Genomic DNA, 21,007 nt, shown 5'->3' with positions numbered 1-21,007 from the left:
AATTGAAACCTTAGTATTGGTCTTTACTTTCAAGCAAGCGCGGGATAATCTTGGAGTAATATGGGGAAAAGAGGCTGGGGAGGGCATGCGCAGTGAATAAACTCTCTATCACCAAAAGACAGTATGAGATTTTGCGCGCACTGGAGGATGCTACGGATTGGATCACGTTAAAGGAACTGGGAAATCAGTGTCATTGTTCCTACAGGACGATCCATTCTGAGCTGGCTGTCCTTAAGAAAATGCTGCCTGATGGCTGGTCGGTGATCACCCGAAGGGGATCGGGCCTCAAAATGCACCGGCCTGTAGGAGAGACGCTTGCCAACACCTTTGAGCATGATGAAAACGATCAGTTATTCGAGATGATTCATCTCCTTCTCTCATCCCGCAGTTACACTTTGGAAGAAGTTTGCAGCAAGTTGTATATGAGCCCAAAGTCTGCTGCGGAACTGCTTACAAAAACAGAAGAATTCATCCGTCCTTTTGGGCTGATGCTTCATCAGGGACCTTATCGCATCATCGGGAATGAAGGATTTAAGCGCCTTCTGTTATTGGAAATGCGTTATACGGAAACAGAGGCCAATGGTTACTATGCGATTCCCCCTCCGGAAAAGAAGAGCAGAGAGATTCAAGCATCACTGAAAAAACACGGGAAACTGTTACTTTCCAATTATGGTTTCAATGTATTCTATGAAATTTTCGATATTTGCAGGCAGCGATCCGGACAGGGGTATCTCCCGGATGAGTTGCCTTTTTCCAAATGGACCCAGATTCAAGACAGCCCCCATTACAAAGGGTTGGCCCCGTTTTTCGATGAGCTGGAATATCTGTTCCAATTGGACATCTCCCCCCTGGACCGCATCTACTTGTACCTGGGCATTATTTTCAATGAATTCCGATGCACAGAACAGCCCGATGAAATCCGGGAGAAGTGGCTGAACCCTCCAGCGGACCAGACCGGTCTCAGATTGTTTATCGACTTCCTTAATACACGGTTGGATTTGGACGTTGAGCATACGTTCCTGATAGAGATTTTCAACATTTACCGGATTGCCGACCTGCGGAGCTTGGTTCCTGAAGTTGACTACCTGCCGACTAAGACGCTTATGACCCCATCCGTCATCCAATCCGAGGCGCTCTTTCACTTCACCTGTCAATTGTGCGAAGACTGGATGCAACAATCCGGCCTGAAAATCCATTATTCAGGAATCATTTCGCTAAGCGCTCTTCTGAAAAGACACTTATTGCAGCAAAACCACGAATTGGATATCCTTTTTTTCACGTCCCGTTTCACATTAAGCAACTACACCTACAACCACCTGGCCATCTGCTTTCTCGGAAAAGCCAATATCCGTCAGGTTTACCAAGTGGACCAGCTCTTCGGAGCGAACTCCCCTAAGCCTGACCTCATCATTACGGACACCCTCAACCTGAGCGGCCTGGATGATGACATTGAGACTATTGTCATCAACCCTTTGGTTACCGAAAAAGAGCTCCAGGTCCTTTCAGAGATCATCGATGAAAAAAGACAGAACAAGCAGGATGCGATCCTCACGCGAAAGATACTTGAATTAAAACAAGATGCTTGTGTGGCGCAGGAACAATAGGAATGCCCTTAACGATTGTTGGCATCGTTAAGGGCATTTATTTGGTTTGAATAAAAGCACTGGAGCGTTCGATGGTGCGGAAAAGTAAAACCCCTGGAGCTCTCCAGTTTGGGCGGCGGATCGCCTTTAACGTCTCCCCCCACTGCAAACCGGACCACGCCGGATAGTCACCCATTCCTCCGGCCAATAAAAAAAGCCTGTCACAGGCGAAGCTTCGACAGACTTTACAAATTCACAGTCGTATACTTCCAGTAATCAGCTGGCAGATTCACAACCGATCGGAGGGATTGGATGAGGAAGAAAGGCATCCTGATTGTCGCGCTGGCACTCCTGGCTGTCGCCGGTCTGGTCATTTACCAGACCCGTTTTGCCCACTACAAGCCGGAGGAAGTGCTGACGCAAGATGAATTTGTGGAGAGCTTCGAGGAAACCGAAGTGTTGAAGGAGATTGACGGGCTGGACCGGACGGGCATCAACGGCCATTCCCCCGAAGAGAAGATCCTGGACACCATGCACCAGATGACCCACCAGAAAATCATGGCCACCGACAAATGGGGAGCCATCCCGATGACAACGGGCAACATCAGCGAAATCGACTCGATCGTTTCCGGCTCAAAAAAGATTCGCTCACCCGAAGTGAAAAACCAGCTGCTCCAGATTATCGCGAAATGGGAGAAAGGCGACTTCAGCGAAGCCGATCGGGACCACAATTACATCTGGAAACTCCAGAAAGGCAATCTGGGCAAAGCCCGGGGCCTCCTGAGCAAAGAGGAGGAACTGTTGTTTATCGAGGAATGGTTCATTGAGGGGAAAGCACTTAAGGAGGCAAAGAAATAAGCCGGCCGGGACTTACAGTCCCCGGCCGGCTCGTTTGGTATTTACTCGCCTACAACAGGTAACCACTCATCCTGTGTAGGTAATTATTCATAACGTAGGCGGATGGTTGCGACTGGCGTTTGCTGAAATCCCGGTACACCGGGTGAGTGATGACGTCGGATTGTGCACCCGAAAGACCCTTATTACCTGAAAACTCCGGACGCCCCCTCCGCCAGGTAAACACTCACTGAGCTCAACGAAAATAAGCCTGTCACAGTTTGCGCTGTGACAGGCTTTGTGAGATTTATAATCAGCTACTTTTTATGGTCAGCTAAAGCAGTAAGTCCGCTGGTACGGGTATTGTCCGGTTCCTGCTTCCACTGGTTCGGCAGTTGCCAGAATGCTGTGGCGTCTGCGCCTTGCGACTATTCGGGCGAACTCCAAGGCATGGTCGCTTTCCAGCAGGGCCGGTTCTTCAGCGCCCAAGATTACTGCAAGCAGGCCGTCCTCACGCCAACCTGTGTCCACAATTTCGTAATGCTCCACCGACTTTCCATTTTCGCTTTGAACTTGAATGGGTTTCATCACGGTCATTCCCCCTCCAAAAGACAGAACATCAATCAGGCCAAACATCGTCAATTCGAGAAACCTGTCCTGAAAAATCAAAAACTAAACTAGTTATAAAAGACTACAAACGAACGTTTTGTAAGGATATTTTACCATCTTCCGCTTCAGCAAACAAGTTCGGATTCGAGACAAATACTGACTACATAGTGATTATGCTGTCGAGTCTTGTCGAATGCATCCAGTTTATAGGGTCGAAAGTCTTTCGTCAGATTATTTGACGTCGTCCGAATTCTTTTAATGGGCCTATTCGTATCGGGCTGGGCTCTCTGGAGTGCTGAAGGCAAAGAGAAATGGTTCATTGAAGGGAAAGCGGAAGGGGAATATAAATAAGCCGGCCGGGGATATGCAGCTCCCCGGCCGGGTCGTTTGGAAATCACTCATCTGTATTAGGTAACCACTCATACAGGGCAACCGACCATCAAAACAAACGTTCATGTCCTTTGTCGATTTACATACTTACAGAGTTGATAAGCTAAGATGACCCCCATGAGATCGATGCCAACGTCAAAAAGCCGGCCGCTGCGTCCGAAGAACAGTTGAAGGACCTCTGTAAACAAAGCAAATATTCCACACAGAACAAAAACCAGACCCGGTCGTTTGATCCAAGTTACAAGCAAACCATACAAGACCCCAAATGATAAAAAGTGCCCGATCTTTTGAAGCAAATAGAAGTCACTTTCAAAATGGATATCACTTAGGATAAGAAGATCATACAAGTTGGGCTCGGATTCAAGATGAAAGCTTACTTCGCGTTCATATAAAAAGGCTCGCGGGTCGCTCGTGCATGTGGCGATGACAATGAGAGCGGCCCACAGCAAGGTAAAAATAGTTGAAACAGTTAAGACGTTTGATCTTTCGTCATTCATAAACAAATTCCAATCCGCTTAAATTCTTTTCAGTGATAACGTTAACACATTCCCCATCCGTCCGGCTTGGTAATCACTCACTTCCGTGAGGTATCACTCCCCTTTTATGGTCTAACGACACCTTAACAGCTATCGCCCGCCATTGAATAGGTCTGCCCCTATTTCCTCTGGGCATTGTCGGCATACATCCGGCGGTCTGCCGCGTCAATCAACTCGGTAGTTTTCCGGCCACCTACAGGGAATCGGGCGGTGCTCATCGATGCGCTTACAGCAATCGATCCGATCCGGACCCGTTTGGCGTTGTCATTCTCCCTACGATGCTTCAACAAGGCCATGCTTGTCTCACTCGTTGCAGAAACAATCAATGCAAACTCATCCCCGCTCAGGCGGAAAACATGCGAAGAGGAAGATGCCGCGCCCCTAAGTACAACCGCCACTTCCCGAAGTACCCGGTTACCCGCCTGATAGCCGTATTGATCATTTACCATTTTGAACTGGTCGAGATCTAAATAAAGGATTCCAAATGGCTTGCCCAAGCCAATCCGGCGGGCTATTTATTCCCGGAAAGCCCGCAGATTCCCGACTTCGGTGAGCTCATCCTCATAAGCAAGCCGTCGGAGTCTCATCATTTCCCTGTCCCACCTGGAGCGTCGCTGTCCGAACAGGCCCAGCAGAAAACTCAACGACCTCTTCATTTCTAAGCCCCCTGGATCATTAATCAGAGCCGATTTTCCCCTATGCTTAGACTCCTTGGAACGGATAAAGCAGAAGACCCGGCGGGAAATGGCATGGCTACCTTCCGGCTACACCGGCTTATGCATCCGGACAGCCCCTCCCCCAATAGACCCGGCCCAACCGGACCCCCACACGACTATGTACCTAAACGAAATGAAAACCAATCGATCAGGCATTATGTTCTATGAACCGGTTATCTTGCGTGTGATTATATTACCAATCCATCCCATTATTAACAACCCTTAACTCAAGATACTATCCGACATATCGAGAGCCCGGATGTCGAAATGAGTCGAAACAAAAGGCCGTTCATTCAAGGTATCAAGGTAACCATTCACCCGTGCTGGGTCATCACTCACTTCTGCCCTGTAACCATCAGTGTTGCTCTGATTCGCTCACTTCCCACCCGGCCAAATATGCCTTTCGCATCATCACTGCCGCCAATTCCCTCCAACTCTACTCATTCCTTTTCATTCATACTCTTCATTGTAGGTTTCGTGTTAAAGATAGAAGGTACATGTAATGAGTCAGCACGGTTTAGAATGGGAGGATATCGGATGATCCGGTTATCGAACATCAGGAAGTCCTACCGGTCGGCTGCGGGTAAGGAGTCGGTTTTGGAGGGGCTGGATTTTCAGCTAGATGAAGGTGAGTATGTGGCGGTTATGGGGGCTTCGGGGACGGGGAAGAGTACGCTGATGAATATCCTCGGGACACTGGAACGGCCAGATGATGGTGAATACATATTTCGGGATAAGAAGGTCCATCGGATGAGGAGCGGCAAGCTAATGTTGCTGCGGAATGAGGAAATCGGGTTTGTGTTCCAGAATTATCAGCTGATCCCGAATTTGTCGGTGTATCAGAATGTACTCCTCCCCCTCTCGTATAAGCGAAAGTGGCAGTCCAAAAAGCGGGCGCGGGTCAAAAGAGCGCTCGCCATGGTGGGGCTGGAAGTAAAGCTGAAAGCGAAGCCGCATCAGCTTTCCGGCGGCCAGAAGCAGCGCGTGGCGATTGCGCGTGCAATTGTGAACGAACCTTCCCTGCTTCTGGCAGATGAGCCGACGGGGAGCCTGGATGAGAAGACGACAGAGTCGATCCTGGAAATCTTCGATGAACTGCATCAGCGCGGGGTGACGATCATCCTGATTACCCACGATCCTGAAGTGGCGAAACGGGCGGAGCGGATCCTGCATTTAAAAGGCGGACGGATAAAGGAGGAGCAGGCTTATGCGACTGTTCAAAGCCTTTAAGATGGCGCTCCTCGGGATCTGGAGCAATAAGTTCCGGGTGTTGCTGTCGATTTTTGGCGTGGTCATCGGGGTGTTTGCCGTCATCGCCCTTTCCGCTATTTCTCTGGGCGTCAAGGATACGGTAATGAAACAGATGGGCGGTCTCGGGGCGGAACAGATCATGGTCATGCCCGGGCGCGTGCTGAAGGACGGCGGCGGGGTGTAACCGTCAAGTAGAAAAGTGCCATTTTCGCAAATTAGGATATTACCACTTTCGAAGATTAGGACGGAGCCATCGGACCGGAGAATAAGGTTTTTCGATGCTTCATCCGGAGGCTGTCATCGTGCTCGCTAAACGAGATGACCTCGCTGCGGTGAAGCAGGCGGTCAAGAATGGCGGCGGTGAGCGTCTGATCGCCCAGGAAGCGGCCCCATTCATTCGGCCCTTTGTTCGACGTAAGGATAAAAGTCGTATGGTCATACCGTTCATAAATGAACTGGAAGAACAGGTTGGCTTCCTTGGGATCGATGGACATATACATGACGTCGTCGATGATGACGAGCTCTGAGTCGATGATCCGCTTGTATCTCGTTCGGGACTTGCTCGCATATTCACGGGTCTTGAGGATATGTACCAACTCTGCCATCGAGACGAAGGCCACCTGGTGGCCGTCTTCAATCGCATGGATGCCCAGACCGACCGCAAGATGGGTCTTGCCGGCTCCAGGTGGTCCCATGAGGATGAGCGTGAAGTGGTGGTCGATCCATGCAAGCTCCTTCAGGAGCTTGAACTGCCGTTCCCCGATTGCACTCTGTTCGCCGAGATCATACTCCGCAAGCGTCCGATGGTACGGGAAATTGGCCCACTTCATGAATCGCTCGATATTCTTCTTCTCACGGGCGCCCAGCTCATGAGAAAGGACTTGGTGAATGAATTCATGATAGGTCCAGTTTTCTGATTCTGCGCTCCGTAGGAGCTCTGGCAGCTCCTTTGCCGTTTCTGCAAGACGGAGCGACTTGCATTTTTCCTGTAAATCAGTAGCTGGACTGGTCATGGCCATTCCCTCCCAATACGCTTGCATAGTAATCTTCGGTGCGTTCGGCAACCCGAAGATGCTCGTAGGCGGAGACCGATCCTTCGCTCTTCCTGTTCTTTTTCTCCTCTGAGTCCCTTGCCAAGGAAGAAGCGATATCACGGAAATCATTTGCGCTTACCAAGTTCAATAGTCTTGCCTTCTCAAGTGCCTCGTCCACATAAGGCAAGTGTGCGCGGATGGCGTCTTCCATCCGTTCGAACTGCGCTGAAAGATAACGCGGATACTTCTTCCTTAACTCATCGAGATACCAGTCGATCAGTTCCTTGTCCGTAAAGGCTTCCGTTATTCTGGCGGCGAGGATTGTGCTCTTGGATACATCTCGTTTCCGATGGTTTTCGTCGCTGACAACGAGCCCTTTTTCTTCAGGGATCCGGTGTGTAGCGATTGGTGGCGCCTCCGGCTTTAATCGGATCAGGAGTGTCCCTGCCCTCTCCTCGACGTAGGCGACATTTTTTCCATCGCTCCGATATGTGCCGGCAGGCACCGAATACCGGTTGCCGGAGAAGCGGATGACATTGTCCTTATGGATGGTCCTTGTTATACTGGTGTCAGTTAGGTTTCCGATTGGAAACTCAGAAGGGATCTTCCGTAAGTGCGGCTTTTCGAGGGCGTGCACTTCGGCGGGTCTCTTTTTCGTATTGTGGTGGACATTATGGTTTCCCGTACGTGCAAGCCACCGGAGTGTCGATTCATTCCAGGCTGTCAAATCCTCGAACAGTCGGTTCTTGGCAAAGTTGTTCTTCACGTACTTCACGGCCTGCTCGACCCTGCCTTTTGACTCCGGATCACTCCGCCGGCACAGATGCACAATAAAACTACAGTGTTCCCGGTATCTGGCGAATTCTGATGTCAGGATGAGGTCGCCCGCATTCTCACTGACCGCAAGGATGGCATCCTGGTCGTAGACCATCTCTTCCGGCATTCCACCAAAATAATGGAAGGCATTCTCGTGGGCCCTGATCATATCGACTGTCTTGAATGGTCGGTCCAGCCACTCCGCGTATTTAAAACGGGAGTGGGAGAGGATGAAGACGATGCAAAACAGCTTTCTTTCCTTCCCGTCCACCGTATGTACCTTCAACTGTCCGAAAATCCACTTGTGCCTGATGGCCCGGCCGAAACTCGGGCACCGCTGCGTAGACCCGCTGGTTCTTCACCTTTGGAATCCCATAACGCTCCCGTATATCCTTCACATAGCTTCGGACCGTTGCCTGGGTTAAATCTTTCAGCTCCATCTGCTCAATCAGCCAATCGTGGACTTGGGCGCCGGTAAGGTCTGGGTGTTCCCGGAGCCATCCGAGAATGAGCTCCCGGTAGGGATCCAGCTTCTTTGGCCGCGTCTCGAGCGAATGGATATACTCGATGAACTGCTTTGAAGACATGCCCAGGTATAGCCTAACGGTATTCCTTCCGACTCCCAGCTTTTTAGAAATCTGTCTCTGTGAAAACCCCTTTCCCTCTAGGTCTTTCATCTTGTAATACAGTTCCATTTTCTTCACTTCCCATCCCCGCCTTCTGTCTGCTGTTTTCAGTATACAGAAGGGGTTGATCTGGTTGGAAAGTGGCTCTATTCTATTTTGCGAAATTGGTCACTTTCAGTTTATCGTTTACACGGGGCCCATAACTTCCTGAACGGCGTCTCCAGCCTGCCCAGCACACTGACAAACACCGATGCCGAAGAGATCCGCAAGCTGGAATCCGTCGAATCCGTCACCCCCATGCTGGAAACGGTCGGCCGCATTCAATACACCAAGGATAATGAAGAACCCACCAGCGTGGAAGGCATGCTGGTGGGCACGAGCAGTTCATATCAGGAAATGTTCCATACGACCCTAAAAGAAGGTCGGTTCTTTACAGAGGAAGAAGAAGCAAAAAAAAACAGAGTGGTCGTGCTGGGGAGCGGAATCCACGCATCCCTGTTGAATCAAAAACGGGAGCTGCCCGAAACAAACTCAGCACAGCAGGCAAAACCGAAGAAAGCCTGGTGGCAGAAACTGTTGAACAGGCTGACCGGCTCCTCTGTGAGTGCAGCAGAAGCGCCGGCTGATGAAGAAAGCTTGGTCGGAAAGGAAGTCACCATCCAGGGAGAAACCTTCACCGTAGTCGGTGTGCTGGAATCCGAAGCCACACTCGGCATGACCTCCGATAACAGCATCATCATGCCGGTCCAGACCGCACTCGAGGTAACCAGTATCAAGAACCTGACGAGCATCTATGTCAAAGCGGACTCCATCGACAATTTGGACCAGGCGGAAAAAGACGTGCACGGAGCTGTGAAAATTAATCATCCGGAAACCGACTTCAGCACCGTTAAGCAAACCGAGATGCTGGAGGCCATTGACACAGTCACCAGAATCCTGCAGGTTATGCTGATTGGAATTACAGCCACTGCGCTTGTTATCAGCGGCGCTGGGATCATGAACGTTATGGTCTTGTCAGTCCGGGAACGAACTCGAGAGATTGGAATCCGTAAAGCACTGGGTGCATCCACCATAGAGGTCTTGTTCCAGTTCCTCTTTGAGACGATCCTGCTCTGCTTGGTTGGAGGTATTATCGGTCTGTTGCTTGGATATGGATTTGTCACTTGGTGGAATATTGCCATAACACTCTTCCCACTTGTTCTGCCGGTGTGGATTGTACAGCTTGCACTTGTATCTTCTATCCTGATTGGCATTGTATGTGGGGTTTATCCCGCAATTAAAGCGGCTAGGTTGCAGCCGAGTCGGGCGTTGAGGTTTGAATAAGAATGAATTACTAAAGTTTAAGGAATTAAAACCGCTGCCTGACTTTTTATCCTCTCCAATACAAGTTGAAGTTAACAAACATCAAGTTTGCAAACAATAGAATGATATCAAATAAACTAAAGGGGTAAGGGAAGCGGACGTTTCCTCCTAACCTCTTTCAGTATTGAGTATTGAAAAGAGCTAATTATCTCCAATATAGATATGGATCGGCAACCGCACTCTCAATTCAATTAACATTCTTAGAAGCATGAGCGCTCTTAATATTAATCATCAAAACACTGACTTGCAGTATCAAACCAAATATGGCTACTGCTAAGACTCCCCAACTAAAACCTAATAATCCATAACCTTTAACTAATGAAATTGTAGTAGGAAGGTAAATCAACAAATATAGACCATTTATATATACTTGCCATTTTGGTTCATTAAATCTTAGATTGAATGGTTGTATTACTGAAGACATCATTTGTATTACTATTGCTCCCGTAGTAATAAACACTATTCGAAGCGATTCCTCAGCCCAATTAGAGTAAAAAATGCTGAAAAAGTACGGACTAACACCAATTGTAATAAAATAACCAACCGAACCAGTTATAGTAATTCCTATTATTATTTTGAGTATATCAGTTATCTTTATAGTATTTTTTTTTACTAAGTAACTTAATATTACAGAGTTTAATGGACTAACAACCATTGAGATAGTTTTCCCTAAAATTGTAGACGAATAGTAAACAGCAACAGAGGTAGGACCTAAAAATGGTAATAGTAATAATTTATCAGCATGAATAGTAATATTCTTCATCAAAGATGAAACATACAACATAGCGGCAGTGCTAAAAGTATCTTTCATAAATTTAGTTTTTAATATTGGTTCCTTGTGTAAGGAGAGATTTTTTAGCAAAAAAATTGTATTTAGTACTAACCCACTTAAATATATAAGTTGCCATATATTTGTGAGTGCAAATAAAACTGTTCCTATAAAATATCCTAGACCAAGATATATATTGCTAATTAAAATACTTTTATATTTTAGTTCTAATCGAAAACCTACTACTAAATAATCCTTTAATAAGGTTAGTATTGCCATAACACTTAATAGCAAATATGTAACAAAACTTGGAGAAGGATCAATAAAGTGCGTAACAATTACTATTGCTATAAAGGATAATCCTCCACCAACCAAAAGTAGAATATTAAAATCACCATTTATTTCATTATCTTTATATTTTTCATTCTTCAGTAATCGAGTATTGTTTAAAACATTTCCCATTGGAAAAGAAATAAGAGTAAGAGCACTTATTAATGCAATTACAATACCATATTGCTCCGATCCAAACTTGCTTGCTACAAGAGGTAACGCGATTAATTGAAGAACAAATAAGGGAAATGCAGCTGATACAATATTTAAACCCACATCTATAATAAATTTTTTCTTCATTTGGCCTCACGCTTTTTATCTAAAATAAAACAGGCCAATATCATATTCAATTAATATGATATTGGTCTGTTTTCGTTTGCTGACCTGTATAGTGATAGTACTAATTCCAAAGCATTTTTACCCTCTTCACCTGTAATAGCAGGCTCCCGATTTTCCAGAATTGATTTAATCATATCTTCAATGATCCACTGATGCCCTGGCTTACCCCAAGGGTCATTTTCCACTTTGGTCCTAAGTTTATTTACTTCCTCAACATCGTAGTTCTCTAAGACAATATGCTCAAAATAAAGAGCATTGGTTCCGCCAATTTTAACAGTGCCCTTTTCACCAAATATGGTGATTGATTCTTCATAGTTACTAGGATAGACAGTAGTTGACGCTTCAACAGAAGCGAGAACTCCGGAGTGAAATTCGATTATTCCCATTGATACATCCTCTGCTTCAATATTACGAAGACGAGTTGCATTCATACTGAATACTCTTTTTGGCTTACCCATGTACCATAGCAATAAATCTAAATTATGTATAGCTTGGTTCATTAAGACACCGCCATCATAATTTTTAGTGCCGCGCCAAGGTGACTGGTCGTAATATTCTTGATTCCGATTCCAATTGACCACACAGCTTGCATGGCTAATTTTTCCTAATAAACCTAGATCTAGAATCTTTTTTAATTCACGCACTACAGTTCTAAACCTATTCGGATGTACAACTGCAAGCTTTACGTTATTAAAATTACATGTATTTATTATCTGTTGAGAATCCTCTATTGTCATTGCTATGGGCTTTTCTATAATTAGATGTTTTTTCGCTGACGCTACTTGAACCGCGATTGGGGCATGCAAACCGCTTGGAGTGCAAACGCACACAACATCTATTTCTTCTCTTTCGAGCATTGTATTAAGATTACTATAGCCCATCGCTCCGTATTCTTCCTGATAAAAAGTCATAGCATCAACTAATTTGTCACAAACAGCTACCAATTTTGCATCAGGAATATTAGAGATTGCTAATGCATGTTTTCTTGCAATGAATCCACAACCAACAATAGCAAAATTCATGAAATATAGGCTCCTTAATTCAAGTAATTAACAATGATATTACTGACTGTTTCAATATCATTTTCAGTTAAATAAGGGTGCATCGGGAGAGAGAGAACAGTATCGCAAAGATTGTTGGTAACTACAAAGTCGTCATCGTCATACTTAAGGTTTTTGAATGCATCCTGTAAGTGCATCGGCTTGTTGTAGTAAACCATACTAGGAATATCATTTAAGCGAAGATGCTTTTGTAATGCATTTCGTTGGTCAATCGATTTTAATTTAATTGTATATTGGGCGAAACTTGAGTAAAAACCTTTTGGAATATATGGCGTTTCAACAACGTTAATTAGACGTTCATTATATAACTTAAAAGCTCGATTAACTGATTCTAATTCTTGTTCTTTAAATGTCTTTAATTTAACTTGTAGGATTGCTGCTTGAATAGCATCTAATCGAGAGTTAACGCCTATTCGTACATTATCATATTTACTTTCTCCTTTACCATGTGTTTTTAGAGACCGCAGAATATCAGCAGTCTGGTCGTTATTCGTAAAAATTGCTCCGCCGTCTCCATAGCAACCTAAAGGCTTTGCAGGGAAAAATGATGTTGTAGCAGCGTTTCCAAAGCTACAAGCCATTTGTCCATTAATATGACCACCGAAACCTTGAGCTCCGTCTTCTAATACGAGCAAGTTATGTTCTTTAGCGACTTTTCCAATTGCTTCATAATCAGCTGGAAGGCCAAATAAATCAACTGGAATAACTACTTTTGGGGTTAATTTTCCTTCTCTCTTTACTCGTTCAACCGCAATTAACAGTTTGTTAGGGTCAAGATTGAAAGTCCGTTCATCAACGTCAACAAAAACCGGAGTAGCACCGTTATAAGATACTACTTCACCAGTCGCAAAAAAAGTGAAATCCGGAACAAATACAGCATCGCCCTCTTTGATATCCCATGCCATTAGGACTAGAGATAGCGCATCAGTTCCATTAGCACAAGTTATACAGTGTTTTACCCCAATATATTCAGCTAACTGCACTTCTAAGTCCTTAACATATTTACCACCAATATATTGTCCGCTTGTAAGGACATCTAGTATTGCTTCATCAAGAGCTTCTTTGTTTTTTTGATACTGCAATTTCAAATCTCGAAATTCCATTCTTTATCCCCCTAATGCTCACTTTTCATGTAACTCATTACTAATTTTCTTATAAGAACGATCACAATATGAGCAGGTATAACTTTCTTTTAACGGCATACCACACTCACATACCCAACCTATTTGTCTTGCAGGGATGCCAGCCATTATCGCGTAATCAGGTACATCTTTGGTAACGACTGCACCGGAAGCAATCATTGCCCACCTACCGACAGTATTTCCACAAACAATGGTTGCATTTGCCCCAATAGAAGCACCATATTTTACCAAAGTTCTTTTATATGCAGATGTTCCTTTGGGGTACTTACTACGTGGCGTAAGATCATTTGTAAAAACCATCGAGGGACCACAAAAAACATAATCCTCTAATTCAACACCCTCATATACAGAAACATTATTTTGAATTTTCACTCCGTTTCCAATCCTTACGTTACTGCCAATATATACATTTTGGCCTAGCGAACATTCGTCCCCAATTGTTACGCCAGTTTGCACATGGCTAAAATGCCAGACTTTGGTCTGTTTACCGATGCTTACATTCTCGTCAATATAAGAACTTTCATGCACAAAATAATTCATTTTACCATCCTTATTTAATTCATTTCTCTCGCGCCGGAACACCAAAAACTGTGGTGTTAGGATTCACATCTTTGACCACGACCGCTCCCATTCCAACAAAACTTTTATTTCCAACTTCGATTTGGTTTCTTACCACAGTACCGGGCCCAATATAAACTTCTTTACCGATTTTTGTACTACCCGTGATTATAGTTCCTGAAGCAACCAAAGAATTTGATTTCACAATTACATTATGAGAAATTTGACACAAATTCCCCACCTTAACGTTATCTTCAATGATTGTATTATCTATAGTCCCTCTATCAATGCACGTATTTGCTCCTATTTCAACATTTTTTCCTATTTGCACACCACCGAAATGCGGAACCCTTTTATTATTATCGTTACTATCTTTATAGAAACCAAAACCTTCTTTCCCTATTACTGATCCTGAATTTATGATTGAATAGTCTCCGATTATTACCTTTCCTTCTATGGAAACATTATTTCCAATAGAAACCCCTTTTCCTATATTGACATCCTTATCTATATAGACATTATGTCCAATAACCGTGCCTTCGCCAATACTTTGAGAACTAACAACGGCATGGGGGCTTATATAACCGTTTCTTCTTGTTGATTTAAGAAAAAAGTTATCTAAAATTTCAAAAAAGGTAGCTTTAGGATTTTCACAAAAAATAACATTATAATCTTTTATTATTTGATTATCACCAAAATTAGTTACCAATAAAATCTCTTCAAATACCGGGCTAGGATTGTTAAATTTATTTACATCCTTAATCCAACTGATTGTATTTATAGCAGGCTTATTTATTGATGAAAATCCTTTTACAATAAAGTCTATATTGCCCTGGAATATATAGGAGATATTCTTCCTTTCCAGAAAGATTATAACTTCCCTAGCATTGAACATTAGTTTAAATCCCTATCTTTAATAAATTCTTGTATATCCTTGAAATTGTCACTTAATTGAAGATATCGTTCTTTATTTGCATTATTTATAAAATCCATTAATTTTTCCTTTATATTCTCTTTCTTGTTGGAATACCAAAAAGGATGAGTTAAGACGTGTAACCTATCTTCATGATTTTCTTCGACTATACTTAGAATATCTTCTCTCCAAGACATCCTTGAATCAGATGTATATTTAAATTCGTTGAAGAAAGTATTAGAATATGTATTTAATATATTTGGAAAATTTATATCATTTTCTAAAATAAATCGTGAAGGTCTATGCATTGAAACCACGCTTACCTCTTCATCTATTAAATTTTCTAAGAGATATTTTTCTTTTTGTACGTATCTGTTCAACTCTTCATAATTATGCACATCGTATTTTTTTTCATCGAAATGAAGACCAATATCATGTCCTAGCATTTTTATTTGTTTAATAATGTCAAATGACTCTTTGGTATAAACATTATAAAATGAAGAGGAAATCAAAATAAAGTAAGTGGACTTAATCTCATGTTTTTTTTCTAACTCAGCAATTTTCAAAGCTTTATATAGATTAAAATCTACATCATGACGAAATATCACAGGTCTTTCTATTTCTTTATAATTGAAGTAGTCGGAAAAGAAGTATCCTTTTGACTTTAATAATTCTATTAAATGCTCGTACGAACTATAAGTAAATTCCACTTTTCTCACCTCTTTATAATAATTCAATATTTTCTCTATTATTGATATGTTTTAAAGCGTTTTTTGTATCGAAAATATATTTAGAGTTTTTCTGAACAAAGTTATAATCGACATTCGAATGTGCTGTTGTTATCACCACAAGATCAACATTTCTCAGCAATTCAGTTGTTAATTCATTTTCACCATTTTTGGACTTCCCTTTATAATTATAGTTCGACACATAAGGGTCGAAGAACCTTACTTCGGCCCCTTGTTGTTCTAGCTCATCTATAACATCGATGGCGGGACTTTCCCTGTAATCATCAATATCTTGTTTATAGGCCACACCCAACACCAATATCTTTGAACCATTTAATGATTGTTTATATCTGTTTAAAATCTTTGCTACACGCTCAGCGCAATACTCTGGCATCTTATCATTGATCATCATCGATGCTTCAATCATCGAAGTATGAAAACCATATTCACGCGCTTTCCAGGACAGGTAGTAAGGATCAAGAGGTATACAATGACCACCTAACCCCGGGCCTGGATAAAATGCTTGGAATCCATATGGCTTTGTTTTTGCTGCATCAACAACTTCCCAAAAATTTATTCCCATCTTATGACTTAGAAGCGAAAGTTCGTTTACTAAACCTATATTCACATTTCTGTATGTGTTCTCCAGAATCTTCTCCATTTCTGCTACTGCGGGCGATGATACTCGATGTACCGGTGCAGCTAGTATACTTTCATATAATGCAGCTGCAACCTCTGTACATGCCTCTGTGATTCCTCCAACTACTTTCGGGGTATTCTTGGTGTTGTATACTAAATTTCCTGGATCAACCCTTTCTGGTGAAAAAGCCAGATAAAAATCTTCACCACATTTCATCCCACTGCTTTCCAATATGGGCTTTAATAATTCTTCAGTTGTACCAGGATAAGTTGTAGACTCAAGAACTATTAACATATCTTTATGCATATAAGGGACAATACTTTTTGCTGATGCTTCAACATAGCTAATATCAGGTTGTTGGTATTCATCTAGTGGAGTAGGAACACAAATACACACACAATCAGCTTGAGCCACTTTTGCAAAATCAGACGTTGCAAGTAAAAGTCCAGATTCTACGAGTGATTTAAGATCTTCATTTACTACATCACCAATATAGTTTTCACCATTATTAACCATTTTTACTTTGGACTCTTGAATGTCAAAACCCAATGTTTTATAGCCTGCCCTAGCTTTTTCAACTGCTAGCGGTAAACCTACATACCCTAATCCGATAACTCCAAGTGTCGCTTCTTTATTTTCTAGCTTTTTAACAATATTCATTAATAACTCTCCCTTTCTTTATACCTTTTAGGTAAATGTACACTCGAAATACAGACTGCTAGAAATAACCAAAAGTTATATGACATCCAGAAAGTATTTGAAACAAATAATTGAACTACTCCAATGCTGAAGAATAACAAGGCTAGATCTCTTTCTGCTTTATATTTATTAATGAAGCTCAAGAAAGTGTATACAAAAAATATAATAATTAATATAGATCCCAAAATTATACCAAATTGAGCCAATAACTCTAAAAAAAGATTATGAGGATACGTACCATTTAAGAATTCTCGATCACCCAAAATTCCATGTCCCCATAGAGGATTTTCGAGTATTTTTTCCTTCGTAGCGTCATAAATAGGCCCCCTACCAGTTGAAAAATCAATATTATCATTTGTAAAAATTCTCAAAGTCCTACTATCCACACCAAGCGAAGTAAAAATTCTCTCTAGCATTATTATTATTTTGTCCAAATATAATAAACCAAACGAAATTAGGACACCAATTAATAAAGAGAACAAAATTGATTTTCCTTCTTTTCTTCTCCCATAAGTCTGAAATAAAATAGATAAAAGAATAAACACAATTATAGACAGCAAGGGGCCTCTAGAACCTATCATTAATATAGAAAGCACACCAAGAACCACTAAGATCAAGTCTAGTACTGAACGTTCTCTAAAAAACTTATATAAAAGTAAAATTACTGGTATAGATATATGGTATGAAAATACCATGTCATAAACATTACCTGTGCCTCTAATAAAGAAACTCACTATAAAAAACAGACCAATTAACAATTGTAAATAAGCTGATTTTAAAAGCATTTCTAAGAAAATCTTTTTATCTTGAATTGCTAGATAGTACAAAGCGGTTGGGAGGCAAATTATAAAAAACCAAAATAGGGTTTCGGGCAAATATTGTTTTATTTCAGGAAAAATCAACAGATTCATTAAAAAGATAGTAATAAAGAAAATGTATGTTAACAAGAAATAGTTCCCTATTCTTTTAAGTACTAGACTAAGATTTGCTAAATATAGAATACCCACTATACTCATGAAAAATAAACTAATTAAACCTCTAATCATTGGATTAACTATATTAAATAAATCCTTAAAGGTATAGTTTACCAACAATATGCACAATAAAAAAACCAAAACAAAACTTATTTTTTTATCCATTTTCTCATATGAAATCATTGCAAAGCCCCTTAATTTAGCTTAATGCTTTTCTGGATATTATTTCATATGAAAATGTCTCATAACCTTTAGTTAAAGCGATAGATCTCATACTTTCATATTTCTTCGTATCTTCCATTAAACTTTCGATGTTCATTCTTAATTCTTCGATATCATTATCCCAAAAAATACAATTACCACCTACATCGACATATTTCATGCCACTCCATTCTTTGCATATTAAAGGTAAACCACAGCATATAGCTTGTTCCCATAGAGCAGATTTTGATCCTGGAAAAACAGCTAAATCAGAAGCTAAATAATAGTTATAAACATCTTTACTATCTATCCATCCTATAAAGCTTACTCTTTTATCTTGGTGAATTTTTTGTAAGAGTTTTTCTTTAATGTTAGTGTTGATTGCCCCAAAAATAATAACCTTTATATTATCCTTATCTATTTTTTTAATCGCTGATAATAAAGCATCGATATTTTTTCTCTTAGTTATTTTACCTCCAGTTATAACCACAAAATCTTCCGCTGCAATATTTAAGTCATTCCTGATTTTATTTCTAATTTTGTTCTGATTTTCGAAATTTATTTCATCAGTATCTGCTCCTAGAAAGAGATATTCGATTTTTGAACTGGGAATGCTGTACATCTCTTCAGCGAAATATTTACAACCAGGAGCAATGGCATAAATTTTTTCAATGTTTTTTAACGATTTTTGAATGGCTCTCTTATAAATTATTTTATGTAAAAGCTCTCTCGATATAAAATTTTTTCCGCTGTTTGCCTCTGTAGCATGAGTATCAGCTATTAATTTACAATTCGGATGTTTTTCCACATATTTAGTTACATTATAGAGATCTAAAAATTGAATTCCATGACAAAAAATAATATCCGGATTTTCTCTTTCTAATAATTGATATGTTCCATCAAATATTTTTATTTTATCGTTAAAAAAACCCCAAAAGTTATATTTGTAATCAACTCTAATTACTTTAACACCATCATTATTTATATATTCTCCAACATCAACTGTACTTGGCTCACCATTTGTTTTGTTATATGTAAAAGTGGAAGCGATGATTGTTACTTCATGACCGTCTTTTTTGTTGTATTTTGGAATAAGATTCTCTTGGTATCCAAATTCATCAATATAAAAACTACTTAAACAAAGATGTACGATCTTCATAACTTTTTGTAGTCTCCTCTACAAACTTTTGGGTTTCATTAAAATAAACTGCCTTTGTTGACAGCGTTTTTTCATCTTCTTTCCACCACTCGGACTTTAGTAGAATGGATATGGTCTCCTCATCGAATCTTTTTCTAATTAGCTTTGCAGGATTTCCTGCCCATATTTCATATTCTCCTATGTCTTTTGTAACTACGGAACCCATTCCTATAACTGAGCCAGATCCAATAGATACACCACTTTTAATTAAACTATTACTTCCTATCCATACGTCATGGCCAATTACAGTTTTTTTATAAACATTAAAATCATGTTCTGAAAAATTTTTTCGTAATATATTTTTTCCTTTATGAAATACCGGTGATGTAGACACCCAATTTAACGGGTGGCTTGCTCCACCAATAATACAATTATCAGCTATAGAACAAAAATTACCTAGTTCCGCGTGTATTATTTGACAATCACTACCTATGTATGTGTATTTACCTAAACGACTTTGAGAAATCTCTGTGCGAGAACCTAATCTTGTTGTGGTATGTAGAATAGATTTATGAACACTAGGAATTTGTAACTTTTTGAGAATCTTCGAAATTACATATTTGATATTCATTTTATTTGCTCCATACCACCCGGTTTACATAGTCAGTGTATGACAAAATTATTCTTAGGACTTTTTCTGATACATTAGGCATACTATAATCGTTTACTTTATAAAGCGTTTCTTCTTTTTGTGATTCAAGCACTTTTAATCCTTGCACTATTCTTTCATAATTTAATCCTACCATCATAACTGAGGCTTCTTCCATTGCTTCTGGCCTCTCGTGAGCTTCTCTAATATTTAACGCCCTAAAGCCAAGAATTGATGCTTCCTCACTTATAGTACCACTATCACTTAGGACTGCTTTCGAATTTCTTTGAAGTTTTATGTAGTCATTAAACCCTAATGGTTTCATTAGTTTCACTAGTGGATTAAATTCAATACCTTTATCATTAATCATTTTTAATGTTCTAGGATGAGAACTCACAATAATTGGTAGTCCATGATTTTCTGAAAGTTTGTTCAAACTTCCTATTAGGTTATAAAAGTTTTTTTCAGAGTTAATGTTCTCTTCGCGGTGTGCAGAGACTACATAATATTTTTCCTTTTCTAAGTTGAGTTGTTTAAGAATACCGGATTTTTCAATTTGCTCTTCTCGCGATTTTAGTACTTCAAACATAGGGCTACCAGTTTTAATGATGCGGTCAGCAGGAATTCCTTCATTAAGAAGGTATTCACGTGCAATATCACTATAAGTTAAGTTAATATCTGCAATATGATCTACAATTTTTCTATTTGTCTCTTCAGGTACTCGTTGGTCAAAACACCTATTGCCAGCTTCCATATGGAAGATAGGAACATGCTTTCTTTTGGCAGCAATTGCCGAAAGACAACTATTTGTATCCCCTAATATAAGGAATGCATCTGGCTTATTTTCCTCCAAAACATGATCAATCTTTTTTAATACATTCCCTATTGTTTCAACAGCTGTTCCTGTTGCAGCTTCTAAAAAATAATCTGGTTTCCTTAAATTAAAATCATTAAAGAACACTTCATTTAATTCATAATCATAATTTTGGCCCGTATGTACTAATATATGTTCAATAGCTTCAGAGCTTTCAAGTCGATTTATCACAGCCGAAAGCCGGATAATTTCAGGTCGAGTTCCGACCACTGTCATTACTTTCAATTTTTTCATA

At 40.8% G+C, this 21,007-nt stretch carries 23 protein-coding genes; 5 read left to right on the top strand and 18 right to left on the bottom strand.

Annotated elements, in window-relative coordinates; genetic code table 11:
• The first annotated feature begins 92 nt into the window (after positions 1 to 92).
• On the top strand, positions 93 to 1,604 hold the full coding sequence (locus BLT01_RS03110; RefSeq protein WP_092094470.1) for a helix-turn-helix domain-containing protein: 1,512 nt from the start codon (positions 93 to 95) through the stop codon (positions 1,602 to 1,604).
• Between the two features lie 291 nt (positions 1,605 to 1,895).
• Positions 1,896 to 2,441: a DUF6241 domain-containing protein gene (locus BLT01_RS03105; RefSeq protein WP_092094468.1), complete on the top strand. Its 546-nt coding sequence runs from the start codon at positions 1,896 to 1,898 to the stop codon at positions 2,439 to 2,441.
• A gap of 306 nt (positions 2,442 to 2,747) precedes the next feature.
• On the opposite strand, the gene BLT01_RS03100 is transcribed toward BLT01_RS03105, so the two are convergent.
• The 4 genes from BLT01_RS03100 to BLT01_RS15170 all read right to left on the bottom strand — a co-directional run bounded on the left by BLT01_RS03100 (position 2,748) and on the right by BLT01_RS15170 (position 4,608).
• Entirely contained in the window at positions 2,748 to 3,005 is a 258-nt protein-coding gene (locus tag BLT01_RS03100) for a hypothetical protein (RefSeq protein WP_092094466.1), read from the bottom strand.
• Between the two features lie 473 nt (positions 3,006 to 3,478).
• Complete coding sequence (locus tag BLT01_RS03095) at positions 3,479 to 3,913, bottom strand: VanZ family protein (protein WP_092094547.1); 435 nt, start codon at positions 3,911 to 3,913, stop codon at positions 3,479 to 3,481.
• Positions 3,914 to 4,071: 158 nt separating this feature from the next.
• Positions 4,072 to 4,449, bottom strand: coding sequence for a GGDEF domain-containing protein (locus BLT01_RS03090; protein WP_092094464.1), 378 nt, complete (start codon positions 4,447 to 4,449; stop codon positions 4,072 to 4,074).
• Between the two features lie 18 nt (positions 4,450 to 4,467).
• The gene (locus BLT01_RS15170) at positions 4,468 to 4,608 is read right to left on the bottom strand and encodes a hypothetical protein (protein WP_176765012.1); all 141 of its coding nucleotides are present in this window, start codon (positions 4,606 to 4,608) and stop codon (positions 4,468 to 4,470) included.
• A gap of 597 nt (positions 4,609 to 5,205) precedes the next feature.
• Between BLT01_RS15170 and BLT01_RS03085 the strand changes: the two genes are divergently transcribed.
• Complete coding sequence (locus tag BLT01_RS03085) at positions 5,206 to 5,898, top strand: ABC transporter ATP-binding protein (protein WP_092094462.1); 693 nt, start codon at positions 5,206 to 5,208, stop codon at positions 5,896 to 5,898.
• Positions 5,876 to 6,103, top strand: a complete 228-nt coding sequence (locus BLT01_RS03080) for an ABC transporter permease (RefSeq protein ID WP_092094460.1) — start codon at positions 5,876 to 5,878, stop codon at positions 6,101 to 6,103. The genes BLT01_RS03085 and BLT01_RS03080 overlap by 23 nt, the downstream gene beginning before the upstream one ends.
• A gap of 55 nt (positions 6,104 to 6,158) precedes the next feature.
• Here BLT01_RS03080 and istB read toward each other — a convergent pair whose 3' ends face one another.
• Genes istB through BLT01_RS15380 form a run of 3 tightly spaced genes read right to left on the bottom strand, consistent with a single transcriptional unit; the run spans position 6,159 to position 8,473 of the window.
• Positions 6,159 to 6,932 carry an IS21-like element helper ATPase IstB gene (gene istB, locus BLT01_RS03075; RefSeq protein WP_092094458.1) on the bottom strand — a complete coding sequence of 258 codons (774 nt, stop codon included), beginning with the start codon at positions 6,930 to 6,932 and terminating at the stop codon, positions 6,159 to 6,161.
• On the bottom strand, positions 6,913 to 8,040 hold the full coding sequence (locus BLT01_RS03070; RefSeq protein WP_245696854.1) for an IS21 family transposase: 1,128 nt from the start codon (positions 8,038 to 8,040) through the stop codon (positions 6,913 to 6,915). Before BLT01_RS03070 ends, istB begins: the two co-directional genes overlap by 20 nt.
• Positions 7,979 to 8,473 (bottom strand): hypothetical protein, encoded by a 495-nt coding sequence (locus tag BLT01_RS15380; RefSeq protein ID WP_245696853.1) that lies wholly within the window; start codon positions 8,471 to 8,473, stop codon positions 7,979 to 7,981. The genes BLT01_RS03070 and BLT01_RS15380 overlap by 62 nt, the downstream gene beginning before the upstream one ends.
• A 78-nt stretch (positions 8,474 to 8,551) precedes the next feature.
• Between BLT01_RS15380 and BLT01_RS03065 the strand changes: the two genes are divergently transcribed.
• Entirely contained in the window at positions 8,552 to 9,718 is a 1,167-nt protein-coding gene (locus tag BLT01_RS03065) for an ABC transporter permease (RefSeq protein WP_245696852.1), read from the top strand.
• 226 nt (positions 9,719 to 9,944) lie between these two features.
• Here the strand turns inward: BLT01_RS03065 and BLT01_RS03060 are convergent, their stop codons facing one another.
• From BLT01_RS03060 to wecB, 11 genes are read right to left on the bottom strand one after another with little or no spacing between them, the layout of a single operon-like run.
• Positions 9,945 to 11,156 carry a lipopolysaccharide biosynthesis protein gene (locus BLT01_RS03060; RefSeq protein WP_092094456.1) on the bottom strand — a complete coding sequence of 404 codons (1,212 nt, stop codon included), beginning with the start codon at positions 11,154 to 11,156 and terminating at the stop codon, positions 9,945 to 9,947.
• Positions 11,157 to 11,206: 50 nt separating this feature from the next.
• A complete protein-coding gene (locus BLT01_RS03055) occupies positions 11,207 to 12,217 on the bottom strand; it encodes a Gfo/Idh/MocA family protein (protein ID WP_092094454.1) in 1,011 nt (336 codons plus the stop codon).
• A gap of 14 nt (positions 12,218 to 12,231) precedes the next feature.
• Complete coding sequence (locus BLT01_RS03050) at positions 12,232 to 13,359, bottom strand: DegT/DnrJ/EryC1/StrS family aminotransferase (RefSeq protein WP_092094452.1); 1,128 nt, start codon at positions 13,357 to 13,359, stop codon at positions 12,232 to 12,234.
• Positions 13,360 to 13,377: 18 nt separating this feature from the next.
• On the bottom strand, positions 13,378 to 13,938 hold the full coding sequence (locus tag BLT01_RS03045) for an acyltransferase (protein WP_092094450.1): 561 nt from the start codon (positions 13,936 to 13,938) through the stop codon (positions 13,378 to 13,380).
• A gap of 19 nt (positions 13,939 to 13,957) precedes the next feature.
• Entirely contained in the window at positions 13,958 to 14,851 is an 894-nt protein-coding gene (locus BLT01_RS03040) for a UDP-3-O-(3-hydroxymyristoyl)glucosamine N-acyltransferase (RefSeq protein WP_092094448.1), read from the bottom strand.
• On the bottom strand, positions 14,851 to 15,579 hold the full coding sequence (locus tag BLT01_RS03035; protein ID WP_092094446.1) for a polysaccharide deacetylase family protein: 729 nt from the start codon (positions 15,577 to 15,579) through the stop codon (positions 14,851 to 14,853). Before BLT01_RS03035 ends, BLT01_RS03040 begins: the two co-directional genes overlap by 1 nt.
• A gap of 13 nt (positions 15,580 to 15,592) precedes the next feature.
• On the bottom strand, positions 15,593 to 16,897 hold the full coding sequence (locus BLT01_RS03030) for a nucleotide sugar dehydrogenase (protein WP_092094444.1): 1,305 nt from the start codon (positions 16,895 to 16,897) through the stop codon (positions 15,593 to 15,595).
• Complete coding sequence (locus BLT01_RS03025; RefSeq protein WP_092094442.1) at positions 16,897 to 18,093, bottom strand: O-antigen ligase family protein; 1,197 nt, start codon at positions 18,091 to 18,093, stop codon at positions 16,897 to 16,899. Before BLT01_RS03025 ends, BLT01_RS03030 begins: the two co-directional genes overlap by 1 nt.
• 16 nt (positions 18,094 to 18,109) lie before the next feature.
• Positions 18,110 to 19,270, bottom strand: coding sequence for a glycosyltransferase family 4 protein (locus BLT01_RS03020; protein WP_092094440.1), 1,161 nt, complete (start codon positions 19,268 to 19,270; stop codon positions 18,110 to 18,112).
• Entirely contained in the window at positions 19,242 to 19,880 is a 639-nt protein-coding gene (locus BLT01_RS03015) for a CatB-related O-acetyltransferase (RefSeq protein WP_092094438.1), read from the bottom strand. Before BLT01_RS03015 ends, BLT01_RS03020 begins: the two co-directional genes overlap by 29 nt.
• Before the next feature lies 1 nt (position 19,881).
• Positions 19,882 to 21,006, bottom strand: coding sequence for a non-hydrolyzing UDP-N-acetylglucosamine 2-epimerase (gene wecB / locus BLT01_RS03010; RefSeq protein ID WP_092094436.1), 1,125 nt, complete (start codon positions 21,004 to 21,006; stop codon positions 19,882 to 19,884).
• Position 21,007: the final 1 nt, after the last annotated feature.

Origin of the sequence: Bhargavaea beijingensis (assembly GCF_900101985.1) — a bacterium.
Taxonomy (GTDB): Bacteria; Bacillota; Bacilli; order Bacillales_A; family Planococcaceae; genus Bhargavaea; species Bhargavaea beijingensis.
This window is presented reverse-complemented; position numbering and strand designations above follow the sequence as displayed.

Coding starts and splice junctions, on each gene's coding strand:
- BLT01_RS03055 (WP_092094454.1), bottom strand. CDS start 12,217: ATGAATTTTGCTATTGTTGGTTGTGGATTCATTGCAAGAAAACATGCA.
- wecB (WP_092094436.1), bottom strand. CDS start 21,006: ATGAAAAAATTGAAAGTAATGACAGTGGTCGGAACTCGACCTGAAATT.
- BLT01_RS03080 (WP_092094460.1), top strand. CDS start 5,876: ATGCGACTGTTCAAAGCCTTTAAGATGGCGCTCCTCGGGATCTGGAGC.
- BLT01_RS03015 (WP_092094438.1), bottom strand. CDS start 19,880: ATGAATATCAAATATGTAATTTCGAAGATTCTCAAAAAGTTACAAATT.
- BLT01_RS03085 (WP_092094462.1), top strand. CDS start 5,206: ATGATCCGGTTATCGAACATCAGGAAGTCCTACCGGTCGGCTGCGGGT.
- BLT01_RS03040 (WP_092094448.1), bottom strand. CDS start 14,851: ATGTTCAATGCTAGGGAAGTTATAATCTTTCTGGAAAGGAAGAATATC.
- BLT01_RS03030 (WP_092094444.1), bottom strand. CDS start 16,897: ATGAATATTGTTAAAAAGCTAGAAAATAAAGAAGCGACACTTGGAGTT.
- BLT01_RS03025 (WP_092094442.1), bottom strand. CDS start 18,093: ATGATTTCATATGAGAAAATGGATAAAAAAATAAGTTTTGTTTTGGTT.
- BLT01_RS03050 (WP_092094452.1), bottom strand. CDS start 13,359: ATGGAATTTCGAGATTTGAAATTGCAGTATCAAAAAAACAAAGAAGCT.
- BLT01_RS03045 (WP_092094450.1), bottom strand. CDS start 13,938: ATGAATTATTTTGTGCATGAAAGTTCTTATATTGACGAGAATGTAAGC.
- BLT01_RS03095 (WP_092094547.1), bottom strand. CDS start 3,913: ATGAATGACGAAAGATCAAACGTCTTAACTGTTTCAACTATTTTTACC.
- BLT01_RS03100 (WP_092094466.1), bottom strand. CDS start 3,005: ATGAAACCCATTCAAGTTCAAAGCGAAAATGGAAAGTCGGTGGAGCAT.
- BLT01_RS03105 (WP_092094468.1), top strand. CDS start 1,896: ATGAGGAAGAAAGGCATCCTGATTGTCGCGCTGGCACTCCTGGCTGTC.
- istB (WP_092094458.1), bottom strand. CDS start 6,932: ATGACCAGTCCAGCTACTGATTTACAGGAAAAATGCAAGTCGCTCCGT.
- BLT01_RS03060 (WP_092094456.1), bottom strand. CDS start 11,156: ATGAAGAAAAAATTTATTATAGATGTGGGTTTAAATATTGTATCAGCT.
- BLT01_RS15170 (WP_176765012.1), bottom strand. CDS start 4,608: ATGAAGAGGTCGTTGAGTTTTCTGCTGGGCCTGTTCGGACAGCGACGC.
- BLT01_RS03020 (WP_092094440.1), bottom strand. CDS start 19,270: ATGAAGATCGTACATCTTTGTTTAAGTAGTTTTTATATTGATGAATTT.